The following is a 20,781-nucleotide window of genomic DNA, read 5'->3' on the forward strand; positions in this document are numbered from 1 at the left end:
ATTTCAGACGCTTGGAAAGCACTTTTCTAGAAAAATACCGAACTTAAATAATAGATCAGATCAAAACGTTCGTTTTTAGAATATTCAAGCATCAAAAAAGCACCCTTCTAAGCAAAGGGTGCCTTTTATTTAAGATAAATACAGTTTCGTATATTTATCAGTTAAATAATCGATTAAATATTGTACATTTAATTCCTCACCAGTCGCATCTTGAATGATTTCAGATGGCTTTTTGCGTTTTCCGTGTTGGTGAACATGTGTTGTGAGCCATTCTTTTATCGGTGCAAAAGACCCATTTTGAATTAGCTCATCAAAATTCGGTAAATCTTTGATCATTTGGTGCTTTAGTTGCGCCGCATACATATAACCAAGGGCATATGAAGGGAAATATCCAAAGCTACCATCAGACCAGTGAACATCCTGCAAGATGCCGAGTGCATCATTAGGAGGCGTAATGCCAAGATATGCCTTATATTTTTCATTCCACAGTGCAGGCAGGTCTTCGACCGCCACCTCTTCATTAAATATCGCTTTTTCAATTTCATAGCGGATGATAATGTGAAGCGGGTATGTGAGCTCATCTGCTTCAATTCGAATGTAAGTCGGCTTCGATTCATTCACTGCATGCACAAAGTCTTCTAAAGAGACATCTTTAAACTGCTCAGGAGACGCTTCTTGAAGCTTTTGATAATACGTTTTCCAGAAGTCTTCATGTCTGCCAATAAAGTTCTCAAAGAAAAGAGACTGTGATTCATGGATCCCCATTGATGTGCCATCACATAATAACGTTCCACTCAGTGCCTCATCAATGTTTTGCTCATAGATGGCATGACCACACTCATGAATCGTGCCAAAGATCGCCATCCGAAAATCATGCTCATCATAACGGGTCGTCACACGAACGTCCCCTCTACTCAATGTCACAGCAAACGGATGAACTGTTGTATCCAGACGTCCTGCGTCAAAGTCATACCCTAATTCTTTTAAGAAGAAAAGACTCAGTTCCTTTTGTTTGTCGATCGGAAAGCTTTTCGATAAAAATGAAGTATCCGGTTTATGAGGAGAGGCTTCGATTTTTTTCACGAGAGGAACAATGGCATCACGAAGTGCACCAAACTTTTGATCGAGCTGTTCAACCGTCATATCTGGTTCATAGTTATTGAGCAGCACGTCATATGGCGTTTGTTTCACGCCCCAATATTGAATAAAACGCTTGTTAAAATCAATGAGCTGTTTTAAGTATGGTGCAAAGAGTGAAAAGTCTGATTTCTCCCTTGCTTCTACCCAGACATGCTCTGCTTTTGATTGTAAAATGGAGTATTCTTTAAATTCTTCTTTCGGAATTTTGCTGTTTTCATCATACTCTTTTTGTGATAATTCGAGCGCCTTTTGTGTATCTTTTGACAGCTCATCTCGGTGTTTATTTAATGCGTGAAGAAGATCTCTCATTTCATCAGAAGTCTTCATATTAAAAATATCACTTGATAATTGACCGATCGTTTCAGCTCTGAAATCGGCGCTTTTTTTAGGCGCCTGTGTTCTAGAGTCCCAATAAAGTAAATGGAGCGCCTCCGTATAGTGGGCGATTTTTCCTAGTAATTGATAAAACGCTTTCTCTTTTGCTTCAAGACTCATATGTTTGTTCCCCCAATCGATAAAATATGTATGTACGTTTCAAGGCTACTTCAAGAAATGTTCTTTTGTCAATGAAAAAGGGAGGATACACAGATGGTATCCTCCTCTTTTTCTCGTTCGGGTGTTATTTAAGATGTGATGATTGGCTTTACTGGCAGAACGGATTCAATTTTACTTTGAAGCTCTGTATCTTCCTTGCGGTCAAAGTAAATATGAATGGTTCCTGCATCTTGGCTTGTCCGAATCAGTCTTCCAATACCTTGTCGTAAGCGCAGCAGCATATACGGAAGGTCGACTTCTGCACGAGCATCCTTTGCTTCATTCCGTTTCGCCTCAAATACCGGATCATGAGGCGGGTAAGGAAGTCCCCAGATGATCACATTTGTTAATGATTGTCCTGGAATATCCAGCCCTTCCCAAAGGTGAACAGAGCATAACACAGATGTCTCATCTGCTTGGAACTTTTGAACAATCGTGCTGATTTCCTCGTCTCCCTCAAAGTACACATGGAAAGGCAGTGATTCATTCGATGCCTCAAGATGCTTTCTAAAGAAATGAAGTTCATCAAATGAAGGGAACAAAATGAGAGAGCGTCCTCCATTATCTTTCAGCTGAGTGATCACTTGCTGTCCTTTTGTTTCTTGCTCTTGAAGCTGCTGAATCCCGTGGAAATAAATCTTCATTTGTTCATCGTAATCATACGGCGAAGCGACACTCATTGATAAGTAATCTTTAATCCCAAGACTTTCAGCTAAATAATCAAAGGATTGATTTTCAGACAATGTAGCAGAAGAGAAAATGTATGGTCTTTTTTGCGAGAATACCTTTTCACCAAGCACCTCTGCGACAGTCTTTGGCATCACAACAAATGTCGTATCTAATTCCTGCTTTTCAAGCCAGCTAATCGCATTTTTTTGATAAAGCGACAGAGAATACGCCATTTGTTCAATGTACTCTTCCACAACAGACAATTCGTATTGATCGATTGTATACATCTCTGATTCAAATACGAGTGCTTCTCCAATTTTTTCAAGTAAATCACACAATTCACTTGCAGAACGCTTCACCTCATCCACACGTCCAATTTCAAGTCGATGCGAGCCCTTGATTTCTTTGGCATGTGTTTTTAAGAGATAAAAGAACTCATCGTTTGTGGCAAGTGCATCTTCAACGAGCTCGGCAAACTCTTCGCGTATATCGTTTTGAAGCAGGCGCTCTAAAAAGGTTTCGAGCATTGATTGCTTCACTCGGTATGTCAGTGCTTTTTGTGCGGCAAATTCAAGAAGGTGGCCTTCATCAAATACAACGGAGCTATGTTCTGGAAGCAGCGGAAGCTGGCCCTCGCGTTTGCGAGATTCCTTCGTCCACACATGCTCCATATAAAAATCATGAGAACAGATGATAAGGTCTGCTGCTTTCCGGTAATGATCTCTTGATAAATTCAGACCACAGCGATGACGCATATCGCACGTCAAGCAGTCCTGAAACGAGTCATAGCCAATGCGTGACCATTCATCATTGGATAGCTCTGGGTACTCTTTTCGATCACCGTACGGATAAAAGTTCTGCATCCCATGTGATTCATGAACAAACGAAGGAAGCGATTCATAAATATCGAGCCACTTCTCATCATCTTCACGCTGCATGGTTTTCTCTAATTTCTTTAAGCATAAATATTGATCATGTGATTTACTTAATCTCGCATCTATTTGAATATCAAGGTGATTGGCAATTTTATAGATATCACCCTCTTGTTTCACTAGCTGTTCAATTAACGTTTCGTCTGCACATGCAATAATCGCAGGTTTCCCTGTATACCTTGCATATGTGACCGCAAATAATAGGTAAACGATGGTTTTGCCTGTGCCTACCCCAGCTTCGGCAAACATCACACTTTTTTCTTTAAAGGCTCTTTCTAGTTGAAAAGCCATGAATATTTGTTCATCTCGAAGATCAAAGCCCTTTTCTGGCAAAATGTCATAGAACACATCACCAATCCAGTTGCCCAGTTCTTCGTAAAAATTATGTTCTTTTGATAATGAAAAAGGCAAACGAGATGCTGTCACCTGCTTCAACCCCCAACTTTTGAATCATTCAGACATTCTATAGTAACATTTTTGCTGGGGAATGACAATCTTTTTTACGAACGCAAACGATGTTGATAGGTTTCTTTCATTAAAAATGCATGCTCAGAACGCTCTATGTAAGCCTGAGCAAGCGCTAAATCTTCGATGGCTGCTGTCAGATGAGCAGATTGTCCACCTTCTTGCCCTTCAATTTCTTGAGCAGTCGAAGCGAGTGCTTTTTGGATTAACTGAAATTGATCATATTGTATCATGGAGACACCTCTTTTTTTAAAATCAAGTTCAGTTTATTCCGTCCCGTGAAGGTTTATACCTTTCTGGGATAAAAAAAGCCACACCTTCTGTAGGTGTGACATTTTTTATAATTCAGTTGTCTGTTTTCTAGGCGGGCGTTTTCCCCAATATTGGTAATAGTCTGTTTTAATAAAACCATTAAACAGTTTTCTCTTTTTCGTTGCTTTTCTACCAAAGCACTCTTCGAACTTTTCATGTGACGTTAAGATGTAAATGGACCATGTGTCTAGGCTTTTAAATGCTTCGCCCATTCCTTGATACATTTTTTCAACAGCTGGTTTATCACTGAGTCGTTCTCCATAAGGCGGATTTCCGACAATCACACCGTAATCTTCTTTTGTTTGAAAGTCTTTCACTTGCATTTGTTTAAACTCAATCAATTCACTTAGTCCCGCTTCTTCTGCATTCATTTTTGCAATGTCTATCATCCGGTGGTCGATATCACTTGCAATAATGTGGAGCGGCTGATCATAGTTCGCTTTTTCTTCCACTTCGTGACGCGCTTTGTTCCATACATCTTCACCAATCCATTCCCATGACTCGGACGCAAATTCCCGGTTAAATCCTGGGGCAATGTTTTGTCCAATCATGGCCGCTTCAATAGCGATTGTTCCTGATCCGCAGAAAGGATCAACAAACGGACGGTCAGGTGTCCAGTTCGTTAATAGCACGAGTGCAGCCGCAAGGGTTTCTTTAATAGGTGCTCCGCCTTGATCCATGCGGTACCCCCGTTTATGAAGACCTACACCAGATGTATCAAGCGTGAGCACAGCTTTATCTTTTAAAAGAGCAACCTCAATTTTATACTCAGGTCCTGTTTCTTCAAGCCATTCAGACTGTATGTTGTAAGTGGATATGAGCTTTTGCGCGATCGCCTTTTTGACGATACGCTGGCAATCCGGCACACTGGCAAGCTGTGATTTCACAGATTTACCGATGACTGGGAACGTGCTGTTTTTCGGTAAAAAAGCGGCCCAGTCAATCGCCTTTGTGCGTTCAAACAGCTCATCGAATGTTTTTGCCGAAAATTCAGCAACTTGTACCTTTATGCGGTCTGCTGTACGCAGCCAAAGGTTCGCACGGCAAATCGCAAGAGCGTCTCCTTCGAAAATCACTTTTCCGTTGTCTACTGTGCAGTCATAGCCAAGGTCTCTTACTTCTTTTGCAACAATCGCTTCAATTCCCATTGGAGCCGTTGCGATAAGTGTATAGGTTTTCATTGATTTATCACCTGTTTTCTCGTCCTTTTATGTATTCCAAGATAAAAGCTCTCCATATGTTGAAATAGGAGAGCTTTGTTTTCATCATGTTTATCATAACGGATATAACGTTCTGTAAGCCATGTTTTGTTCCATTGTACTGCAAACGGCAAATGCCTCGTACTCAGGTGGTAATCATCTATCTACAGAATTCTCTGTCCTTCTCTCCGTTTGGTTCCTTTGAGAAAGTTCCCCTACCAAGTTTGGGTTTCTCGCTCGAGGGGTTTACCGCGTTCCACTCTCACCATTTCTAGTGAGACTTCGTCACTGTGGCACTTTCAAGGATACTTTGCCATATCCTAAAAGGACGTAGGCATTTTTCCTGCCGTCAGCCTTTCCCAGGCTGCCCTGGCTTATTTTTTCGCCAGGCACGAACACTACGGGCATCTCAGCACCGTGCGAGCATGGACTTTCCTCTGCAATGTCTAAAAGCATTGCAGCGATTACCCGAACGTTAATCAACAAGCGTTATTATAAACGACAATGACATCAGGCACAAGCTTTTTTCAGCAGGGCTCAATCATAAAGTTTGCTGCCGAAAACGTGTTTCTCAAGGTTAGATAGTCTTTTTAAAATATCAGAGTTTGTTGTATTAGACTGTGCAGGCTGTCTTTTCCCTTGCTCAACGGCTTCTTCAAGCTGTTTAGACAAGTGGAGGTTTTCTTGTTGAAGCTTTTCGATTTCTTGGTTGAAGGTCTCATAGTCTTTAATGACCATATCTAAAAATTTATCGACTTCTTCTTGTTTGTATCCTCTGACACCTGTTTTAAATTCTTTTTCTAAAATTTCTTTTGCAGAAAGCTTTACTTTATCAGCAAGCATCTTTTTCACCTCATATCGTGAATTCATAGTATATTTTTTCAGAAATACGTGACGTTGTCAAATTTTCTCTTGCTTTTAGTCAAAAAACGGATCTTCCGCCTCAACTTGCGCTCTCAAATCATCCATTGTGATGTACATAATGGGGTAATCGGTATAGTTTTCCGCTTCTTTGATCATGTACTTTGGTGAGCCATCATGCTCCGGATCATAAAGGACGAGGAGTCCATCTGTTTTTTCAATAAAAAAACGGTTCTTTTGTTTAAATTGTGCCGGACTTTCATACGGTCTATGCGTGACACTTTCTACAAAATCGGCCTGTGCAAGAATTCCTTCATACAACTCTTTGTTTTGTTCATTCCAGCGCTCTTCCTGTTCATAAAATGGCGTAATGACGGCAAGTTTTAACGCTGGATACTCCTCTTGAAGCTCAAATACCACTTCAGCTGTCCAGATTTCTGCCCCAAGCTGTCCTGATATGAGAACCCATTCCAGGCCTTCTTCAATCAGGGCTGTCAGCCTTTTTTGAAGCTCCGCTTTTATGTATTGAAGTGCAGGCTCGTCTTGTTTGAATATCCCAAGCTCAAATGGCTTGTACCCTGTGACAGCAATAATTTTCATTTTTCCACCTGCTTTAAAAAAAAGGGACTTATAAAAGTCCCATTCCACTTTATCTGTTACAGCAAGGTCCACCGCAGTTAAAGTGTTGATGTGTTGCTGGGTCCACCTGAGAAAACGTATGCGGGAAGTAGTGAACATGTTTGAAATTTTGATGGTGAACATTTGTCACATGTTGCGGATGGATATGCGGCACAATTGTTGTTGAATCACTGTGTGTACAGCAATGATTCGTCGGATGAACAATTGGCTGTGTAACATTTGGTTGGCAATGATGATGATGATGGTACATGTAGCATTCCCCTCTCCTTAATTTACTTACATTAACAATGTATGAATTAAGAGGTGTACATGTACTAATGCATTAACCTATTTTAAAAGTTTGCAAGGAAAACATCCTTATAGTTTGAAAACACAAATGCGACCAAAATGACAACAAGAAAAAACAAGTAGAAAAGACCCTTATACATGCTCTACGCTCCTCATTCAATATCTAACGTTATTTTACAGGATTCATGACTTTTCTACAATAAAAGTGCTAAACAATTTTTATTTTCGGCCGAGAGCCGAACGTTGTCATGTTTTGCGCTTTCCCGGGCAATAATGTTTATTGCCCAGCTTTTCTCAAAAGTCGTTTTTTTCGCTTTTCAAGTTCTTCTATGTCTCGCTGACTTAACGATGAGAATGATAATAAAGATTCAGTGATGGATAGAGCAGAGCTTGCATCTTTTTCTCGATGTTCTTTATACTTCGCAAGCTCTATACCCGCTTTTAATGCTAAATGGAGATCGCTTGATTCAAATAATCCCCCCCATATTTGAACCGCTTCATCCCACTCGTTTTGTCGTTTATATTGCAAGGAAAGATCATAAGACGCCTGATTCGCATGCTCAAAATCAGCATCCGTTAATTCTTGCAAATGCTTCGTTGCTTCCTGTACATCACGATGAGCAAGATGCCACCTAGCGAGCGCATACTTCTCATTGTATTCCTTTACCGCATCCTCAGATAGTATTTTTTTGGATAGATGGATGTAGAGGCTGATTAACGATAAGACATCTAGTTCATTATGAGTCAAGATTCCTTCAATCAGCTTTGGGTTTTGTTCCTTTAAAAAATGAAAATAAATCATCGGTGCCAAAAACCCCGGCGTGTCGTTTTCACGCTGCACGTGCAGCTCTTCTTTTTCCACAACGGATAGCGCCATTCGTTCATATTTATGCTTCCACAATCGTCTTGATCCGTGCAGTAGATCAAAATGGCCGAATTCAGGAAGTGCAGGGATTTGATCTCGTAAAAGTGTATGTCTCGTTTTCACTTGCGGCCAATCGAACGTTTTACCATTATATGTAACTAACGATTCTACATTTACTTCATCCAGAAAGCTTTTGTAAAGAGCCGCTTCATTTCCTGGATTGGTGAGCAGGTGTTGTTTCACCACCACTTTGCCTGAAAAGACACGTGCGTGTCCAAGCAAGAAAATCATATTTCCTGTACCGCCAGATAATCCTGTTGTTTCAGTATCAAAGAAAAACAGCTCGTGCGGCTCGTACCCTTTAGCCGATAGCGAATGCTGGATGCCGCTTTCGTTCCATGCCTCGATGATCTTCGGCAGTTCCGCAAACGAATAGCGTCCATGCTGATCATCTAATGAATAGGTGACTTCCCGAACCAGACAAAAGGAATCCTCAAAATGATAAGGAGACACACCTAATGCTTCCCATTCTTTTAAAAATGGGATATTTTCTGAAGTTACAGGCTGAGGTTGTCCTTCCGATGTTTTCTGCCGGTTTTCATGTGTCTGATTGTGTGATAGATGCTTTTTCATTCTGTTTAATTTCCCTTTTAAAGACATGAGCAGGTGTCCCCCTCCTTTCCTTAAAATACGGACATCAATTCAACGATGCTGCTTTTTCCGTTGACTTCTTTCATTTCCATGCCAATGCAGGATGGACAGCCATTTTCACAGCGGCACCGCTCAATGAGCTGAATGGCTGCGCCTGCTATTTCATCGAAACGAGCTTGTACTTCCTTACTTAAGCCAATGCCGCCAGGATAATGGTCATATAAAAAGACCGTCGGTTTTCCGGTATGTGCCGCTTTAATTTGTGAAACCACATGAATATCAGAACGGTCACACATCACAAAAGCAGGTACAATGTGCTGAAGAACATTTGCGATGCCTAGCAGCAGCTGTTCAAGTGTCTTCTCTTCAAATCTCCGCTCTGCTTCGTGTAATTCAAACCAAGCCGCACTCGTATGAATTTCTTCTTCCGGTAAGTGAATCGGTCCAGACCCGATATTTTCACCGGTACTTAGTCGGATTTTTTTAAAAATCGTCGGCATTGCGTTGACGGTCACATCACCGTAGTGAACAGATACAGCTTTCTTCTCTGTCGTCTGATCGATTTCAAGCACCTTAAGTTGGACGGCTAAATTCGCATCTGTATAGTATTCTACATCTACTTGTTTCACATAAGCCTTTAGATGCTCGTAATCTAGCTTTTCCACTTGATACTGAACCCCTTCGTGTAAATAAATGGCTTCATCATGAAGCAGCGTCATCGCACTGAAACGGTCCATCTCTCCAATAATCCGAACATTTGCCACTTCTGATTGATCCACAATCACGACATTTTCCTGGCTTGCAGATCGAAGGCTGATGCCATGCGCCGGGAACGATTGATCTGACCAATAATACCGATTCCCGCTAAAATGGAGAACGCCTTCCTCATGTAAGTATTGCAAAATCTCTTCTACGTCCATACCGCCAAACTGTTCATCCTCCCGAAACGGAAGCTCGTAGGATGCACATTTTAAATGATCCACTAAGATAATGAGGTTTTCAGGGTTAATTCTGGCAGCTTCAGGTGGTCTATTAAAGAAATATTCAGGGTGTCTGACAATATATTGATCAAGAGGTGCGGAGCTTGCCACCATAATAATAAGTGCTTCCTCATGACGCCTTCCAGCACGGCCAGCCTGCTGCCATGTACTCGCTACACTGCCAGGATACCCGGTCATGATACAGACCTTGAGCTGACCTATATCCACACCTAATTCTAGTGCGTTCGTACTGACGACACCTAGAATGTCTCCTTCTCTCAATCCTTTTTCAATCACACGCCGCTCTTTTGGTAAATAGCCTCCGCGATATCCACGAATTGATTTTGGGCCGATCTCTTTTTTCACTAGCTCTTGAATATGACTTAAAATCACTTCAACTCTTACTCTGCTTCTAGCAAAAACAATCGTTTGGATTTTTTCCTTTAAAAAAGTTTTAGCAAGTTGATTAACGACAGTGGCGGCACTTTGTCTAATATTTAGTGGTTTATTCACAACTGGTGGATTGTAAAACACAAAATTCTTTTTACCGCTTGGTGCCCCGTTTCGCTCAATCAAATGCATCTTGCTTCCCGTTAGCTGCTGCGCAAGCTCTTTTGGATTCGCAACCGTTGCGGACGTACAAATGAAAATCGGATCACTTCCATAAAATGCACAAATTCGTTTTAACCTGCGAATGACATTGGCCACATGACTGCCAAATACGCCTCGATATGTATGAAGCTCATCAATGACAATATACTTCAAATTCTCAAACAAGCTGACCCATTTCGTATGATGAGGCAAAATGGCTGAATGTAGCATATCTGGGTTTGTGATGACAATATGTCCTGCTTGTCTGACTCGCTGCCGAATGGCGGGAGAGGTATCTCCGTCATATGTTTCACTATGAATCGGAACATCCATCTCGTGGATGATCTCGTTAAGTTCACTCTTTTGGTCTTGTGCGAGCGCTTTTGTTGGGAATAAATAAAGGGAGCGGCTTGTCTGATCTTCTACGATCGACTGAAGGACTGGCAGGTTGTAGCAAAGTGTTTTACCTGAAGCTGTTGGTGTGACAGTTACCACATGCTCTGCGTCCATCACACGTTCAAAGGCTTCCTTTTGATGAATGTAGAGTTCGCTCACGCCTCGTTTCTCAAGCGCCTTTTTCAGCTTTTCGTTCACTCTTTCAGGAACCGGAGAGGTCTGTGCAGGCTTCGCTTTAATTTCATGCCAATGTTCTACCTGTTCGTCTTTTTTTAATTCTTCTATGAGTTCGTTCATTGTTTTCTTTTTCATATCGCATCACCTCTCTTACATAGTGTACCGAATATTTGTTTGCATGACTAGACGACAATGTTTGATATGTTTTTTTGAGCAAATTATTTGTTTGCATGTAACCATATCAATTACACTTCAGATGAGAAAACATTTCAAGAAAGAAGGAAATCGTATGAAAAAAGATTTTGAGCCATTATTTGAACCATTTACGTTTCCAGGAGGTGCGTCTATTAATGGCCGGTTAGTCGTTGCGCCAATGACACACTTCGGTTCTCACGAGGATGGCACTATTTCTAAAGAGGAAATTGATTTCATTACAGCTAGATCTAGTGATATGGGCATGGTGATTACAGCATGTGCGAACGTGACTCCAGATGGTAAGGCATTTGAAGGACAGCCTTCTATCGCAAGAGATGAAGATATACCCGGCCTGAAAAAACTAGCTTCTGCGATTCAGGCAAAGGGAACAAAAGCCATCATTCAAATTCATCACGGCGGCTCTCAGGCTCTCCCTCACTTAGTTCCAAATGGTGATGTGGTTGCGCCAAGTGATGTGTTTAAAGATGGAAAGCAGATTGCACGCGCTTTAAAAGAAGAGGAAATTGTCCATATCATTGACTCTTTTAAAGAAGCGGCAAAACGAGCGGTCGAAGCAGGATTTGACGGCGTGGAAATCCACGGTGCAAACGGTTATCTATTACAGCAATTTTACTCTCCGCATAGCAACCAGCGGACAGATCAGTGGGGAGGAAATGAAGAAAAGCGTCTAGCTTTCCCTATCGCTGTTGTGGATGCAGTGAAAGAAGCAATCGAAAAGCATGCGAAAAAACCGTTAATCTTTGGATATCGATTATCCCCTGAAGAACCAGAAACGCCTGGTTTAACGATGACAGAGACGTTTACCTTAGTCGATGTTCTTAAAACTAAAAACCTTGATTATTTGCATATCTCTTTAATGGAGATTGACTCTAAAGCAAGACGCGGTGCAGATACGGATAAGACGCGTATGGAGCTGCTAAAAGATCGTTGCGGCGATAACCTTCCGCTCATCGGTGTAGGCAGCGTCATTACAGCCGAAGATGCACTAAGTGCCTATAACCAAGGAATTCCGCTTATCGCTGTCGCACGTGAGCTAATCGTCGACCCAGATTGGGCAAAGAAGATTAAAGAAGGCAGAGAAAGCGAGATTGAAACTGTTATTAAACGCAGCCAAAAAGATCAATATTTGATTCCAGAAGGATTGTGGTCTGTTATGGAAGCAAGTCAAGGCTGGGTTCCGATGGAAGATTAATGTCATCAAAAAAACTACCCTCAAACGATTGGGTAGTTTTTTTTTGTCCTGATTATTTCAATTTAACGGTAAAAAGCTTAGATGTCTGTTTTTCAACAGATCCCTTTGGTTCTTTATCGAGATGCTCGATCAAGTCACCATTCATAATGACAATCGGTGTCACTGTGCTTGCCGCTTTCTCTTCAATCAGTTCTAAATCACACGTAATGAGAGGGTCACCGATCTTCACTTTATCTCCCTCTTTGATGTGCGCTTCAAATCCTTCACCATTTAATCCCACTGTTTCAAGTCCGATATGAATCAGAAGCTCAAGCCCTGAGAGTGTTCGAATGCCAATTGCATGTTTTGTATGGAAGAGCTGAATGATTTCACCCTCTACTGGTGACACAATCGTGCCACTATTTGGTTTGACTGCTACGCCGTCTCCCATCATCTTTTGAGAGAAAACAGGGTCTGGTACATCCGTCATATCCATTAACTCTCCATCAGCTGGAGAATAAATGATTTCTTCCTTTACATCATCTTGGTTTTTCCCGAAACCGAATAATTTTTTCAGCAATGTCAATTGCTCCCTTCAAGCTTTGCTTCTAGATCTATTCCGTGTATGAAACGCTGCACTCATACACCTTGCTTCATTCAACACTATTTAATCATAATTTTTTCCTCTCATCAATTGATAACCGCCTGAGCCCTTTCTGCATAGGCTGTAGATGAGAGGTGATTCAAATGGAACATGAAGGCGAAAAGAAACATGAATTGCTGGCAAATGAAGATATTCTCTATGAAGCGATTGAACAATTTTTCGCATCCTCCCCGTTTCATGAGATATTAAATAGTGCGGAGGCGCTCATGACCACATCGCATTCACTTGCATCGATTACGACCGATGTGACAGAGGATGAGCAGTTTGTGTATATCGCAATCCAATTTCCAGACCATTTTGTCGAAGGCGATATCGCGCTAGAAGTAAAAGCCCAATATTTACACTTATCCGTGCAGGAAACAATAAAAACGGATACAACTTCCTCGTATTCGAGCTTTACAAAAACCATTTTAATGCCGGCAAAAATAGATGAAACGAACATGAAAAGCGTGTGGAAAGACCAAACGCTTCGTGTGACGGCACCAAAGCAAAGAGCCCAATAGATCCTTCTATTGGGTTTTAACTATGCTTTAAAAATGCTCGTAAATCCTTTCGCTAATGAGCCTACTTGATTCATAGTACTCATCATTTGCCCAGCTGTATCAAACATTTTGTTAAAGTCGAATTGTCCATTCGTTTTTTTGAATTGCGATAGCACACTTTTAAATTGAGATGATTGCTGTTTTTGCGGTCTGGGCAAAGGATAAGGGTTCATAGGCTGCTGCATGGGCATCATGCCTGGTGGTGGCTGCATCTGGGGTTGATTGATCGCTTCGGGCGGCTGATAAGGCGGCACATTTTCTTGGTATCCATAAGGCGGCTGATAGACAGCAGGTGATGCCTGGCTCATGCCACCTTGATGTGGCGGCATGAAATATTCTGGAGGTTGCGGAGGCTGCTGCTGCATTTCTGGATACGGAAATGGCCCTTGATTGAATGGATTGAATTCATACGGCTGCTGGTTTGAATAAGGGATCATATATCTCGCTCCTCTCGCTCTCAACACATAGTCTTGTCACTCATATATTATGATGAAAAGCAGAAGATGTGCCTAAAGCAGCCATAAGAAAAACGCAGCGATGTCTTCAGCTGCGCTTGTTGATTTCTTCTATTAAAAGGTTCAGGGTGTAAATCACTGACTCAACTAAATTTTTCACACGGGGTGCATGCTGTTTGCCAAAATAAGATTGCAGGACAACCTCTTTCCCATTTTCTTTGACGGCTTCAAGCTGTTCTTCGTGTAAATATCTAGGTTTCGCCAGATGAATAAACGAGATCGCAGCAGTGAGCCACTCTTCCATTTTCTGATCAAATGTCTCAACGGCCGGCTGAATTTCTGTGTGAAAATCATATACGGGGTATTCCTCTTCAGCCTTTCCCTTTTGGTACTGCTCATACGCCTCTTCGATCCATATTCTCAGCTCTTGTGTATGTTCAAGTAATGTTTGATTATCCAAAGTGTTCACCTCTATGAACCATCCTATCAAACGTTTACTTATTGCTCAAATAGAAAGCTACCCTGCGTGGTATGCCGGTCTTGCCGCCAGTTGATACTCAGCTGCGTGAATCTTCACTTCACAGTCCTTTACTTCTGATTCAAGCCGGTCTATCATTTGTTCTTGCTCCTCTATGGCTGCACGTGTTGTTTCGTTCACAGCAAGAGACAGCTCTTCTTCCACCGCATCAATTTTTCGCTCGATTTCCTCTAATAACTGCAAAATGGATTCTTTTGATACAAATTCGCTCATCATCAGATTCCTCCTTTATCGTCTCTCGTTACATTCTCTTTTCTTTCACACCCTCCTTCACACATGACAAAACTAGAAGCAAATCGCCAATCTAAGTGTAGATGAGCGCTATTTCTTCCTTTTCGACATCTGCTTGTCCTTCTTTGTATGATTGCGTCCGATTGTGTAAATTCTAAGGACAAAGGAGGTAGATTTCATGAAAAAGCAGCCAGCACCAAAAGAGCAAAAGCCAAAAGGGAAAGAAAACAGTACAGATCAGCTTGATAAAAAGCTCGGCGGTCCTAATCGACCATCCACGTAAAAAAAGCAGGTACCCCCTGCTCAGGCTGTCGAGAAAATCTCGACAGCTTTATATTTTTTCTTAAAGTTTCCATTCCCCCGTTTTATAATAGAGAAAAGCATACTAAAGGAAGGTGTTTTTCTCATGTTCCACACTAGAAATTCTTCTCAGCACGAAGCCGAATTTGTATTGCTAGATCAACTGGTCGAAGAGGATCACCTGCTTCGTAAAATTGATCAGTACATTGACTTTTCATTTATCGTAGATAAAGTAAAACCGTATTATAGTGAGAATAAAGGTCGCCCTTCTCTTGATCCACTTATTTTATTCAAAATGATGTTTATCGGATACCTGTACGGTATCCGTTCTGAAAGACAACTTGAAAAAGAAATTTACTATAACATGGCGTATAGATGGTTTTTAGGTTTGAACATCAATGACCCCGTTCCTCATCACTCGACCATTAGCTGGAATCGTCGTACTCGATTCAAAGATACAACGATTTTTCAAGACATTTTCGACGAGATTGTGCTTCAAGCCATCAATCACGATATGGTTGGAGGGCGCGTCCTTTTTACTGATTCAACCCATCTTAAAGCGAATGCAAATAAACATAAATATACAAGAAAAACGATCGAACAAGATACTCAGAACTATATGAAAGAATTAGATGTAGCCGTCCAAGAAGATCGAGAGGTACACGGAAAAAAGCCCTTAAAGAAAAAAGAGGAGGTGAAAACAAAAAAAGACATTCGTCAAAGTAAAACTGATCCTGAAAGTGGCTATCTTTATCGCGAAAACAAGCCAGAAGGCTTTTTCTACCTAGACCACCGTACAACGGATATGAAGCACAACATCATCACAGATGCCCATGTCACACCCGGCAATGTCCATGATTCCGTTCCATATCTTGATCGATTGGATCACCAAATCGCCCGATTTGGTTTTCAAGTAGAAGCTGTTGCCCTTGATTCTGGTTATTTGACAACCCCAATCTGTAAAGGTTTATCCGATCGCCGTATTTTTGGTGTCATCGCACATAGACGCTTTCATCCAACAAGAGGATTATTTGAGAAGTGGAAATTTCAGTATGACTCTGAACATGATCACTACATATGCCCAAATGGTGAGAAGCTATTATATACAACAACTGATCGAAAAGGTTATCGGTTCTACAAATCAGACCCTAAAAAATGCGTATCGTGTCCTTTCCTAGAGAGCTGTACAAGGTCGAAAAATCATCAAAAAGTGATCTCAAGACATGTATGGGAAGAACATAAAGAAAAGATCAGGCAAAATCGTCTGTCTGCTTCTGGAAAAGAGCTATATAAAAAAAGAAAAGAAAAAATAGAGCGAAGCTTTGCAGATTCAAAACAACTGCATGGGCTTCGCTACTGCCGGTTGAGGGGAAAACAAAATGTGAGTGAGCAAGTGCTTCTCACAGCTGCCTGTCAGAACATGAAGAAGATTGCCACACACCTAGCGAAGCTAGGCTAGGTGTGTGGGAGGCCTTTTTCTTTAAATCTCATCCATCATCATTACGATGAAAATAAAAAAGATTGTAGAAAAACATGAGTTTCTCTACAATCTGAGCAGGTACCCCCTGCTTTTTATTTATGCAAAAAATAGTGCTCTAATGAGAAAAGAAAACGAAGCTGTCTTTTTTTATGAAAATACCAGTTGGTCAGCTCAATTTGTTTTGGCAACGTCTCTGCATCAAACAAAGATGGGCTCAATTTCTTTTGAAACCAATCTTCTCTTTGATCGTCTAATGAATGTGTCATCACTGGATAAACAGTTCGAAGAAAAGGTGTTGACCTTCTAGCGATCCCTAAAAACGGCTCAAAATCAAACCGTGATCCGGTATGCGGAACAGTATGCAAAAAATGATAAAAATCCGAAAATAAATCGGCCCGAAATAATAGTTTCGCTAGTTTTTTCCCTAATGAAATACGCTCCTTTACGTGGGAAAACTTCCGTATGGTTAACCCGTACAAATGCCCGTCCACCGTTGGAAAAACAACGGTTTGAAAATGTCCCCACTCGCTAAACAGATATTGAATCGAGTGAAAAACATTCTTTTTCAGAAGAGGATTTTGTATAATAGGAGATTGTATAGTATATTGTTCATTTATGATGAGTGCATAAAGCAGGCGCTCTCTGTCACGCTTTAGCCAAAAACGTTCCCACTCAGTGCTCATAAAACGAGATACAGAAAAATACGGAAGCAGATGGAACAAGGGTTTGCCGCACCGCTTAGACCATTCATACAAAAGAAGCTGAGGGTAAGCATCCGAAAATATCAGCCAATTCGCTCTTTCATATGCTGTGAAAAAAAGGTTCCCCTGCTGATCTGTTAAACCTGGATGGAAGAGCTCGCCCTTTAAATCCGTCATAGACCATCCAGCATTTCTCGAGACAAAGGAAGCAAGCAGCGACCATTTCATCTCTGGATGACGGTCATAAAAGCGCTTATAAGCATTTGTCCTCGTCAGGTTGTCTTTATTTTTCACTTTCGTTTCACGCAATATATGCTGAGTGATGATGTGCTCTTCTTGTGACAACATAGGTATCTCTCCAATACAAAATGCATTAAAAGGAGGCTGAAACTTGATGATTCGGTATCCAAACGGAAAATCGTATCAGCCCATTCAACCAATTGGGACAAAAAAAGGAATCAGCGGCGAATCCTCTTATAGTAACCGCGGGATGACGCTTGAGGCTGACTTAAATGAAACCAACCAGTACTATTTGGTCAACGGGATCGCAGTCATTCATAAAAAGCCTACCCCCGTTCAAATTGTGAATGTGGATTATCCAAAAAGAAGCGCTGCTGTGATCAAAGAAGCCTATTTTAAACAATCATCCACAACAGACTATAATGGAGTGTACAAAGGGCGCTATATCGATTTTGAAGCAAAGGAAACCAAAAGCACTACCTCGTTTCCGCTCAAAAATTTTCACGACCATCAAATTGAGCATATGAAACAGGTTGAAAAGCAAGGCGGTATTTGTTTCGTTATTATATCCGCATTTGGCTCCGTTTATTATTTGCCCGCTTCAGATCTCTTTTTCTTCTGGGAGCGGCAGAAGCTAAACGGCCGGAAATCCATTAGTAAAGACGAATTAATGGAAGCCGGCCACTTAATGACACTTGGATATTCGCCAAGAATTGATTATATTAAAGTAGTGGAGACACTTCATTTTTCGGATGAAAGTGAGTAGCAATGACGTTCGAAAAAGGTTTAACACGAAAGGTTGAGATGTGATGTCTGATCAATTTACAAGTCGTGAACAGCGACGTAAAGCAAGTCAAGAAAACAATAAGAAGCAAAAGAACAAAAAAGGCAAAAAGAAAACAGGCCTATTTAAAAAAATATTTTTATCTTTACTCGTGATCGGTCTTCTTTGTGTAGTAGCCGGAATCACAACTTTTGCCGTTTTTGCATCGAGCGCTCCTTCAATTGATGATAGTAAGCTCAAAACACCGTATTCTTCAAAGCTTTATGACATAGACAAGAAAGTGTTTGCAGAAGTCGGTGCGGAAAAAAGAACGTATGTCTCGATTAAAGATATACCCGATGTGGTAAAAGAAGCATTTATCGCAACGGAAGATGCACGTTTTTATAAACACCACGGGATTGACCCAATCCGTATTGGCGGTGCCCTTGTCGCAAACGTCGAGGACGGTTTTGGAGCTGAAGGTGGAAGTACAATTACACAGCAAGTTGTGAAAAACACTCTACTTAACAATCAAAAAACGTTAAAACGTAAAGTACAGGAAGTATGGCTCTCGATTCAACTTGAGCAAAAGTACTCTAAAGATGAAATTTTAGAAATGTATTTAAACCGCATTTTCTTCTCACCTTATGCTTACGGTGTTGGGAAAGCGGCCGAACAATTTTTCGGCGTGACAGATTTAAATAAACTAACGGTTGCACAGGCTGCCACACTTGCAGGTATGCCGCAGAGTCCTTCTGCTTATAACCCAGTGAAAAATCCTGAGGCAGCGGAAAAACGCCGCAATATCGTGTTAGGGCTCATGAAAAAACAAGGCTATATTTCAGAGAAAGACTATGATGTTGCAAAAGCAACCCCTGTCAGCAAAACTGTCATCCCTGCTGATAAATATAAGAAGCAAAACTCAAGTAAGTATTCTGCTTACATTGAAGAAGTCATGGAAGAAGTACAGAAAAAAGCCAAAGTAGATGTATCTACAGATGGATTAAAAATCTATACTTCACTCGATCGAAAAGCACAGGATCACCTAGATGATATTATCAATGGGGATTCAGTTGGATTTACGAAAGGTATGCAGGCAGGTGTTACTCTGCTTGATACGAAAAATGGTGAGATCCGAGCTATTGGCGGTGGACGAGATGTACCAGCCGGCGGCTTTAACTATGCGACTGATGCAAAACGCCAGCCAGGTTCAACAATCAAACCAATTTTAGATTACGGTCCAGTCATTGAAAACAAAAAATGGTCAACGTATCAGCAAATTGATGATGCACCGTATACGTACTCAAACGGTACACCAATTAATAACTTTGACAGAAGACATTTAGGGAAAATGTCGATAAGAAGTGCTTTGGCACAATCACGAAACATCCCTGCCCTAAAAGCTTTCCAAGAAGCTGGGACAGACAATGCCGTTCAATTCGCCAATAATTTAGGTATGGACTTACCGTCTGACATTCCTGAGTCTTACTCAATCGGTGGATTTGACGATGGCGTGTCCTCTCTAAAAATGGCTGGGGCCTTTAGTGCATTCGGTAATAATGGATATTATAACGAACCGCATGCTGTCAAGTCTGTTGAATTTAATGACGGTACAAAGCTGGACCTTACGCCAGATTCCAAAGCGGCTATGAGTGATTACACAGCCTTTATGGTTACAGATATGCTGAAAACTGCTGTCCAATCTGGAACTGGTACACTTGCACAAGTACCGAACGTTCAAGTAGCTGGTAAAACAGGTACAACGAACTTTACACAAGATGATATCAATAAATACAATATTCCTTCTGGCGGTGCGAAAGATTCGTGGTTTGTTGGTTATACGCCGCAATATACAGCAGCCGTTTGGACTGGGATCGGTAACTCCAAAGATGCGGACGGCAAAATGTGGCTCACAGATTATGAACAGCGTGTTGCCAAACTTGTCTTCCAGCGATTAATTTCTCAAATTGATGATGGAAGCGGCTCATTTGAAAAACCAGACAGTGTCGTTGAAGCTACGGTTGAAAAAGGATCAGATCCAGCTAAATTAGCCGGACCAAATACACCTAGTGAGAAGAAGACAACAGAATACTTTGTCAAAGGTACGGTTCCGACAAAAGTGTCTGACACATATGAGAAAAAAGAAGCCGATAAGCCTTCTGACTTAAAAGCGGTGTATGATGAAGAGAAAAAATCCATCACACTGACTTGGGGCTATGATGACGACGCAGATGCTACATTTAATGTAAAACAAGCGGTTGATAACAGCGGCTATAAAGAGATTCAAAACAGTTCTGCTAAAGAAGCCGTCATCTCTGGTGTAAAACCTGGCTCTACTTATAAATTCCAAGTGACAGCCACTGTAGAGGATGTCACAAGTAAAGCAGCTTCTACCTTCCTCACCATCAAGGATGATGAAGATGAGGAAGAAAAAGCAGATGATGAGAACAAAGAAGAAGAAGAACCGCAGCAGCCTGATGACGAGCAGACAGACCAGACTGACGATAACAAAAATCAACCCCCAGGCACTGATGAGCAAAAGCCAGATGATAAAAAAGATCCAGACAAAGATAAGGATCAGGATAAGGATCAGGATCAAGGCGGAAATACGGAAAACGGAAATAATGGTTCTGCCGATGATGGCTCAGACAGTACAAATGGGAACGGCAACTCACAAACTGACAATAAAGATAAAAAGAAAGATGATGCGAAAACGAACTCTCAAAACTCAAGTTCGCAATCAACTTCTCCTAATCGAAAAGAAAATGAATAATGAAAAAG

The 20,781-nt window shown here is 41.2% G+C and carries 20 protein-coding genes and 1 other RNA gene; 6 read left to right on the top strand and 15 right to left on the bottom strand.

Annotated elements, in window-relative coordinates; translation table 11 throughout:
* Positions 1–129 precede the first annotated feature (129 nt).
* The 10 genes from MHI33_RS12375 to MHI33_RS12420 form a co-directional block, all read right to left on the bottom strand.
* Positions 130–1,635, bottom strand: a complete 1,506-nt coding sequence (locus MHI33_RS12375) for a carboxypeptidase M32 (protein WP_003216050.1) — start codon at positions 1,633–1,635, stop codon at positions 130–132.
* A gap of 128 nt (positions 1,636–1,763) precedes the next feature.
* Positions 1,764–3,701: an ATP-dependent DNA helicase gene (locus MHI33_RS12380; RefSeq protein ID WP_278175298.1), complete on the bottom strand. Its 1,938-nt coding sequence runs from the start codon at positions 3,699–3,701 to the stop codon at positions 1,764–1,766.
* Between the two features lie 74 nt (positions 3,702–3,775).
* Positions 3,776–3,973, bottom strand: a complete 198-nt coding sequence (locus tag MHI33_RS12385; RefSeq protein ID WP_113768505.1) for a hypothetical protein — start codon at positions 3,971–3,973, stop codon at positions 3,776–3,778.
* Positions 3,974–4,078: 105 nt separating this feature from the next.
* A complete protein-coding gene (locus MHI33_RS12390; protein ID WP_065098229.1) occupies positions 4,079–5,233 on the bottom strand; it encodes a THUMP domain-containing class I SAM-dependent RNA methyltransferase in 1,155 nt (384 codons plus the stop codon).
* A 110-nt stretch (positions 5,234–5,343) separates the two neighbouring features.
* Positions 5,344–5,727, bottom strand: an RNA gene (rnpB, locus tag MHI33_RS12395) — RNase P RNA component class B.
* A 61-nt stretch (positions 5,728–5,788) separates the two neighbouring features.
* A complete protein-coding gene (gene gpsB / locus MHI33_RS12400) occupies positions 5,789–6,094 on the bottom strand; it encodes a cell division regulator GpsB (protein ID WP_044141143.1) in 306 nt (101 codons plus the stop codon).
* 75 nt (positions 6,095–6,169) lie between these two features.
* A complete protein-coding gene (locus tag MHI33_RS12405) occupies positions 6,170–6,712 on the bottom strand; it encodes a DUF1273 domain-containing protein (protein WP_221450818.1) in 543 nt (180 codons plus the stop codon).
* Positions 6,713–6,761: 49 nt separating this feature from the next.
* Positions 6,762–7,001, bottom strand: coding sequence for a spore coat protein CotD (gene cotD / locus MHI33_RS12410; RefSeq protein ID WP_034661015.1), 240 nt, complete (start codon positions 6,999–7,001; stop codon positions 6,762–6,764).
* A 315-nt stretch (positions 7,002–7,316) separates the two neighbouring features.
* Positions 7,317–8,564 (bottom strand): ribonuclease H-like domain-containing protein, encoded by a 1,248-nt coding sequence (locus MHI33_RS12415; protein ID WP_340911685.1) that lies wholly within the window; start codon positions 8,562–8,564, stop codon positions 7,317–7,319.
* A gap of 23 nt (positions 8,565–8,587) precedes the next feature.
* Complete coding sequence (locus MHI33_RS12420) at positions 8,588–10,834, bottom strand: DEAD/DEAH box helicase (protein ID WP_340911688.1); 2,247 nt, start codon at positions 10,832–10,834, stop codon at positions 8,588–8,590.
* A gap of 154 nt (positions 10,835–10,988) precedes the next feature.
* Between MHI33_RS12420 and MHI33_RS12425 the strand changes: the two genes are divergently transcribed.
* A complete protein-coding gene (locus MHI33_RS12425; RefSeq protein ID WP_192878381.1) occupies positions 10,989–12,107 on the top strand; it encodes an NADH-dependent flavin oxidoreductase in 1,119 nt (372 codons plus the stop codon).
* A 52-nt stretch (positions 12,108–12,159) separates the two neighbouring features.
* Here MHI33_RS12425 and MHI33_RS12430 read toward each other — a convergent pair whose 3' ends face one another.
* Positions 12,160–12,666: a PTS sugar transporter subunit IIA gene (locus MHI33_RS12430; RefSeq protein WP_003216086.1), complete on the bottom strand. Its 507-nt coding sequence runs from the start codon at positions 12,664–12,666 to the stop codon at positions 12,160–12,162.
* A 167-nt stretch (positions 12,667–12,833) separates the two neighbouring features.
* Here MHI33_RS12430 and MHI33_RS12435 point away from each other — a divergent pair, with 167 nt between their 5' ends.
* Positions 12,834–13,253 carry an Hsp20/alpha crystallin family protein gene (locus tag MHI33_RS12435; RefSeq protein ID WP_003215994.1) on the top strand — a complete coding sequence of 140 codons (420 nt, stop codon included), beginning with the start codon at positions 12,834–12,836 and terminating at the stop codon, positions 13,251–13,253.
* Between the two features lie 20 nt (positions 13,254–13,273).
* Here the strand turns inward: MHI33_RS12435 and MHI33_RS12440 are convergent, their stop codons facing one another.
* From MHI33_RS12440 to MHI33_RS12450, 3 genes are all read right to left on the bottom strand, one after another.
* On the bottom strand, positions 13,274–13,729 hold the full coding sequence (locus MHI33_RS12440; RefSeq protein WP_113767350.1) for a YppG family protein: 456 nt from the start codon (positions 13,727–13,729) through the stop codon (positions 13,274–13,276).
* A gap of 106 nt (positions 13,730–13,835) precedes the next feature.
* Positions 13,836–14,207 carry a YppE family protein gene (locus tag MHI33_RS12445; protein ID WP_044141136.1) on the bottom strand — a complete coding sequence of 124 codons (372 nt, stop codon included), beginning with the start codon at positions 14,205–14,207 and terminating at the stop codon, positions 13,836–13,838.
* A gap of 57 nt (positions 14,208–14,264) precedes the next feature.
* Positions 14,265–14,498, bottom strand: coding sequence for a DUF5446 family protein (locus MHI33_RS12450; RefSeq protein ID WP_223251159.1), 234 nt, complete (start codon positions 14,496–14,498; stop codon positions 14,265–14,267).
* A gap of 196 nt (positions 14,499–14,694) precedes the next feature.
* Between MHI33_RS12450 and sspM the strand changes: the two genes are divergently transcribed.
* Both sspM and MHI33_RS12460 read left to right on the top strand, forming a co-directional pair.
* Positions 14,695–14,799 (top strand): acid-soluble spore protein SspM, encoded by a 105-nt coding sequence (sspM, locus tag MHI33_RS12455; protein WP_012010346.1) that lies wholly within the window; start codon positions 14,695–14,697, stop codon positions 14,797–14,799.
* 123 nt (positions 14,800–14,922) lie between these two features.
* Entirely contained in the window at positions 14,923–16,275 is a 1,353-nt protein-coding gene (locus MHI33_RS12460) for an IS1182 family transposase (RefSeq protein WP_340909443.1), read from the top strand.
* 113 nt (positions 16,276–16,388) lie between these two features.
* On the opposite strand, the gene MHI33_RS12465 is transcribed toward MHI33_RS12460, so the two are convergent.
* Positions 16,389–17,345 (bottom strand): DUF2515 domain-containing protein, encoded by a 957-nt coding sequence (locus tag MHI33_RS12465; protein WP_265208201.1) that lies wholly within the window; start codon positions 17,343–17,345, stop codon positions 16,389–16,391.
* 46 nt (positions 17,346–17,391) lie between these two features.
* On the opposite strand from MHI33_RS12465, the gene recU reads away from it, so the two are divergent.
* Both recU and MHI33_RS12475 read left to right on the top strand, forming a co-directional pair.
* Positions 17,392–18,003, top strand: coding sequence for a Holliday junction resolvase RecU (gene recU / locus MHI33_RS12470; protein ID WP_065098285.1), 612 nt, complete (start codon positions 17,392–17,394; stop codon positions 18,001–18,003).
* A 43-nt stretch (positions 18,004–18,046) separates the two neighbouring features.
* Entirely contained in the window at positions 18,047–20,773 is a 2,727-nt protein-coding gene (locus MHI33_RS12475) for a PBP1A family penicillin-binding protein (protein WP_217012310.1), read from the top strand.
* The last annotated feature ends 8 nt before the right edge of the window (positions 20,774–20,781 follow it).

Origin of the sequence: Bacillus sp. FSL K6-2971 (genome assembly GCF_038006405.1) — a bacterium.
Taxonomy (GTDB): domain Bacteria; phylum Bacillota; class Bacilli; order Bacillales; family Bacillaceae; genus Bacillus; species Bacillus pumilus.

Bases quoted from the DNA above. Each gene is read 5' to 3' on its own strand.
- MHI33_RS12375 (WP_003216050.1), bottom strand. From the start codon at position 1,635: ATGAGTCTTGAAGCAAAAGAGAAAGCGTTTTATCAATTACTAGGAAAA.
- MHI33_RS12385 (WP_113768505.1), bottom strand. From the start codon at position 3,973: ATGATACAATATGATCAATTTCAGTTAATCCAAAAAGCACTCGCTTCG.
- MHI33_RS12390 (WP_065098229.1), bottom strand. From the start codon at position 5,233: ATGAAAACCTATACACTTATCGCAACGGCTCCAATGGGAATTGAAGCG.
- gpsB (WP_044141143.1), bottom strand. From the start codon at position 6,094: ATGCTTGCTGATAAAGTAAAGCTTTCTGCAAAAGAAATTTTAGAAAAA.
- MHI33_RS12405 (WP_221450818.1), bottom strand. From the start codon at position 6,712: ATGAAAATTATTGCTGTCACAGGGTACAAGCCATTTGAGCTTGGGATA.
- cotD (WP_034661015.1), bottom strand. From the start codon at position 7,001: ATGTACCATCATCATCATCATTGCCAACCAAATGTTACACAGCCAATT.
- MHI33_RS12415 (WP_340911685.1), bottom strand. From the start codon at position 8,564: ATGTCTTTAAAAGGGAAATTAAACAGAATGAAAAAGCATCTATCACAC.
- MHI33_RS12420 (WP_340911688.1), bottom strand. From the start codon at position 10,834: ATGAAAAAGAAAACAATGAACGAACTCATAGAAGAATTAAAAAAAGAC.
- MHI33_RS12425 (WP_192878381.1), top strand. From the start codon at position 10,989: ATGAAAAAAGATTTTGAGCCATTATTTGAACCATTTACGTTTCCAGGA.
- MHI33_RS12435 (WP_003215994.1), top strand. From the start codon at position 12,834: ATGGAACATGAAGGCGAAAAGAAACATGAATTGCTGGCAAATGAAGAT.
- MHI33_RS12440 (WP_113767350.1), bottom strand. From the start codon at position 13,729: ATGATCCCTTATTCAAACCAGCAGCCGTATGAATTCAATCCATTCAAT.
- MHI33_RS12450 (WP_223251159.1), bottom strand. From the start codon at position 14,498: ATGAGCGAATTTGTATCAAAAGAATCCATTTTGCAGTTATTAGAGGAA.
- sspM (WP_012010346.1), top strand. From the start codon at position 14,695: ATGAAAAAGCAGCCAGCACCAAAAGAGCAAAAGCCAAAAGGGAAAGAA.
- MHI33_RS12460 (WP_340909443.1), top strand. From the start codon at position 14,923: ATGTTCCACACTAGAAATTCTTCTCAGCACGAAGCCGAATTTGTATTG.
- MHI33_RS12465 (WP_265208201.1), bottom strand. From the start codon at position 17,345: ATGTTGTCACAAGAAGAGCACATCATCACTCAGCATATATTGCGTGAA.
- recU (WP_065098285.1), top strand. From the start codon at position 17,392: ATGATTCGGTATCCAAACGGAAAATCGTATCAGCCCATTCAACCAATT.
- MHI33_RS12475 (WP_217012310.1), top strand. From the start codon at position 18,047: ATGTCTGATCAATTTACAAGTCGTGAACAGCGACGTAAAGCAAGTCAA.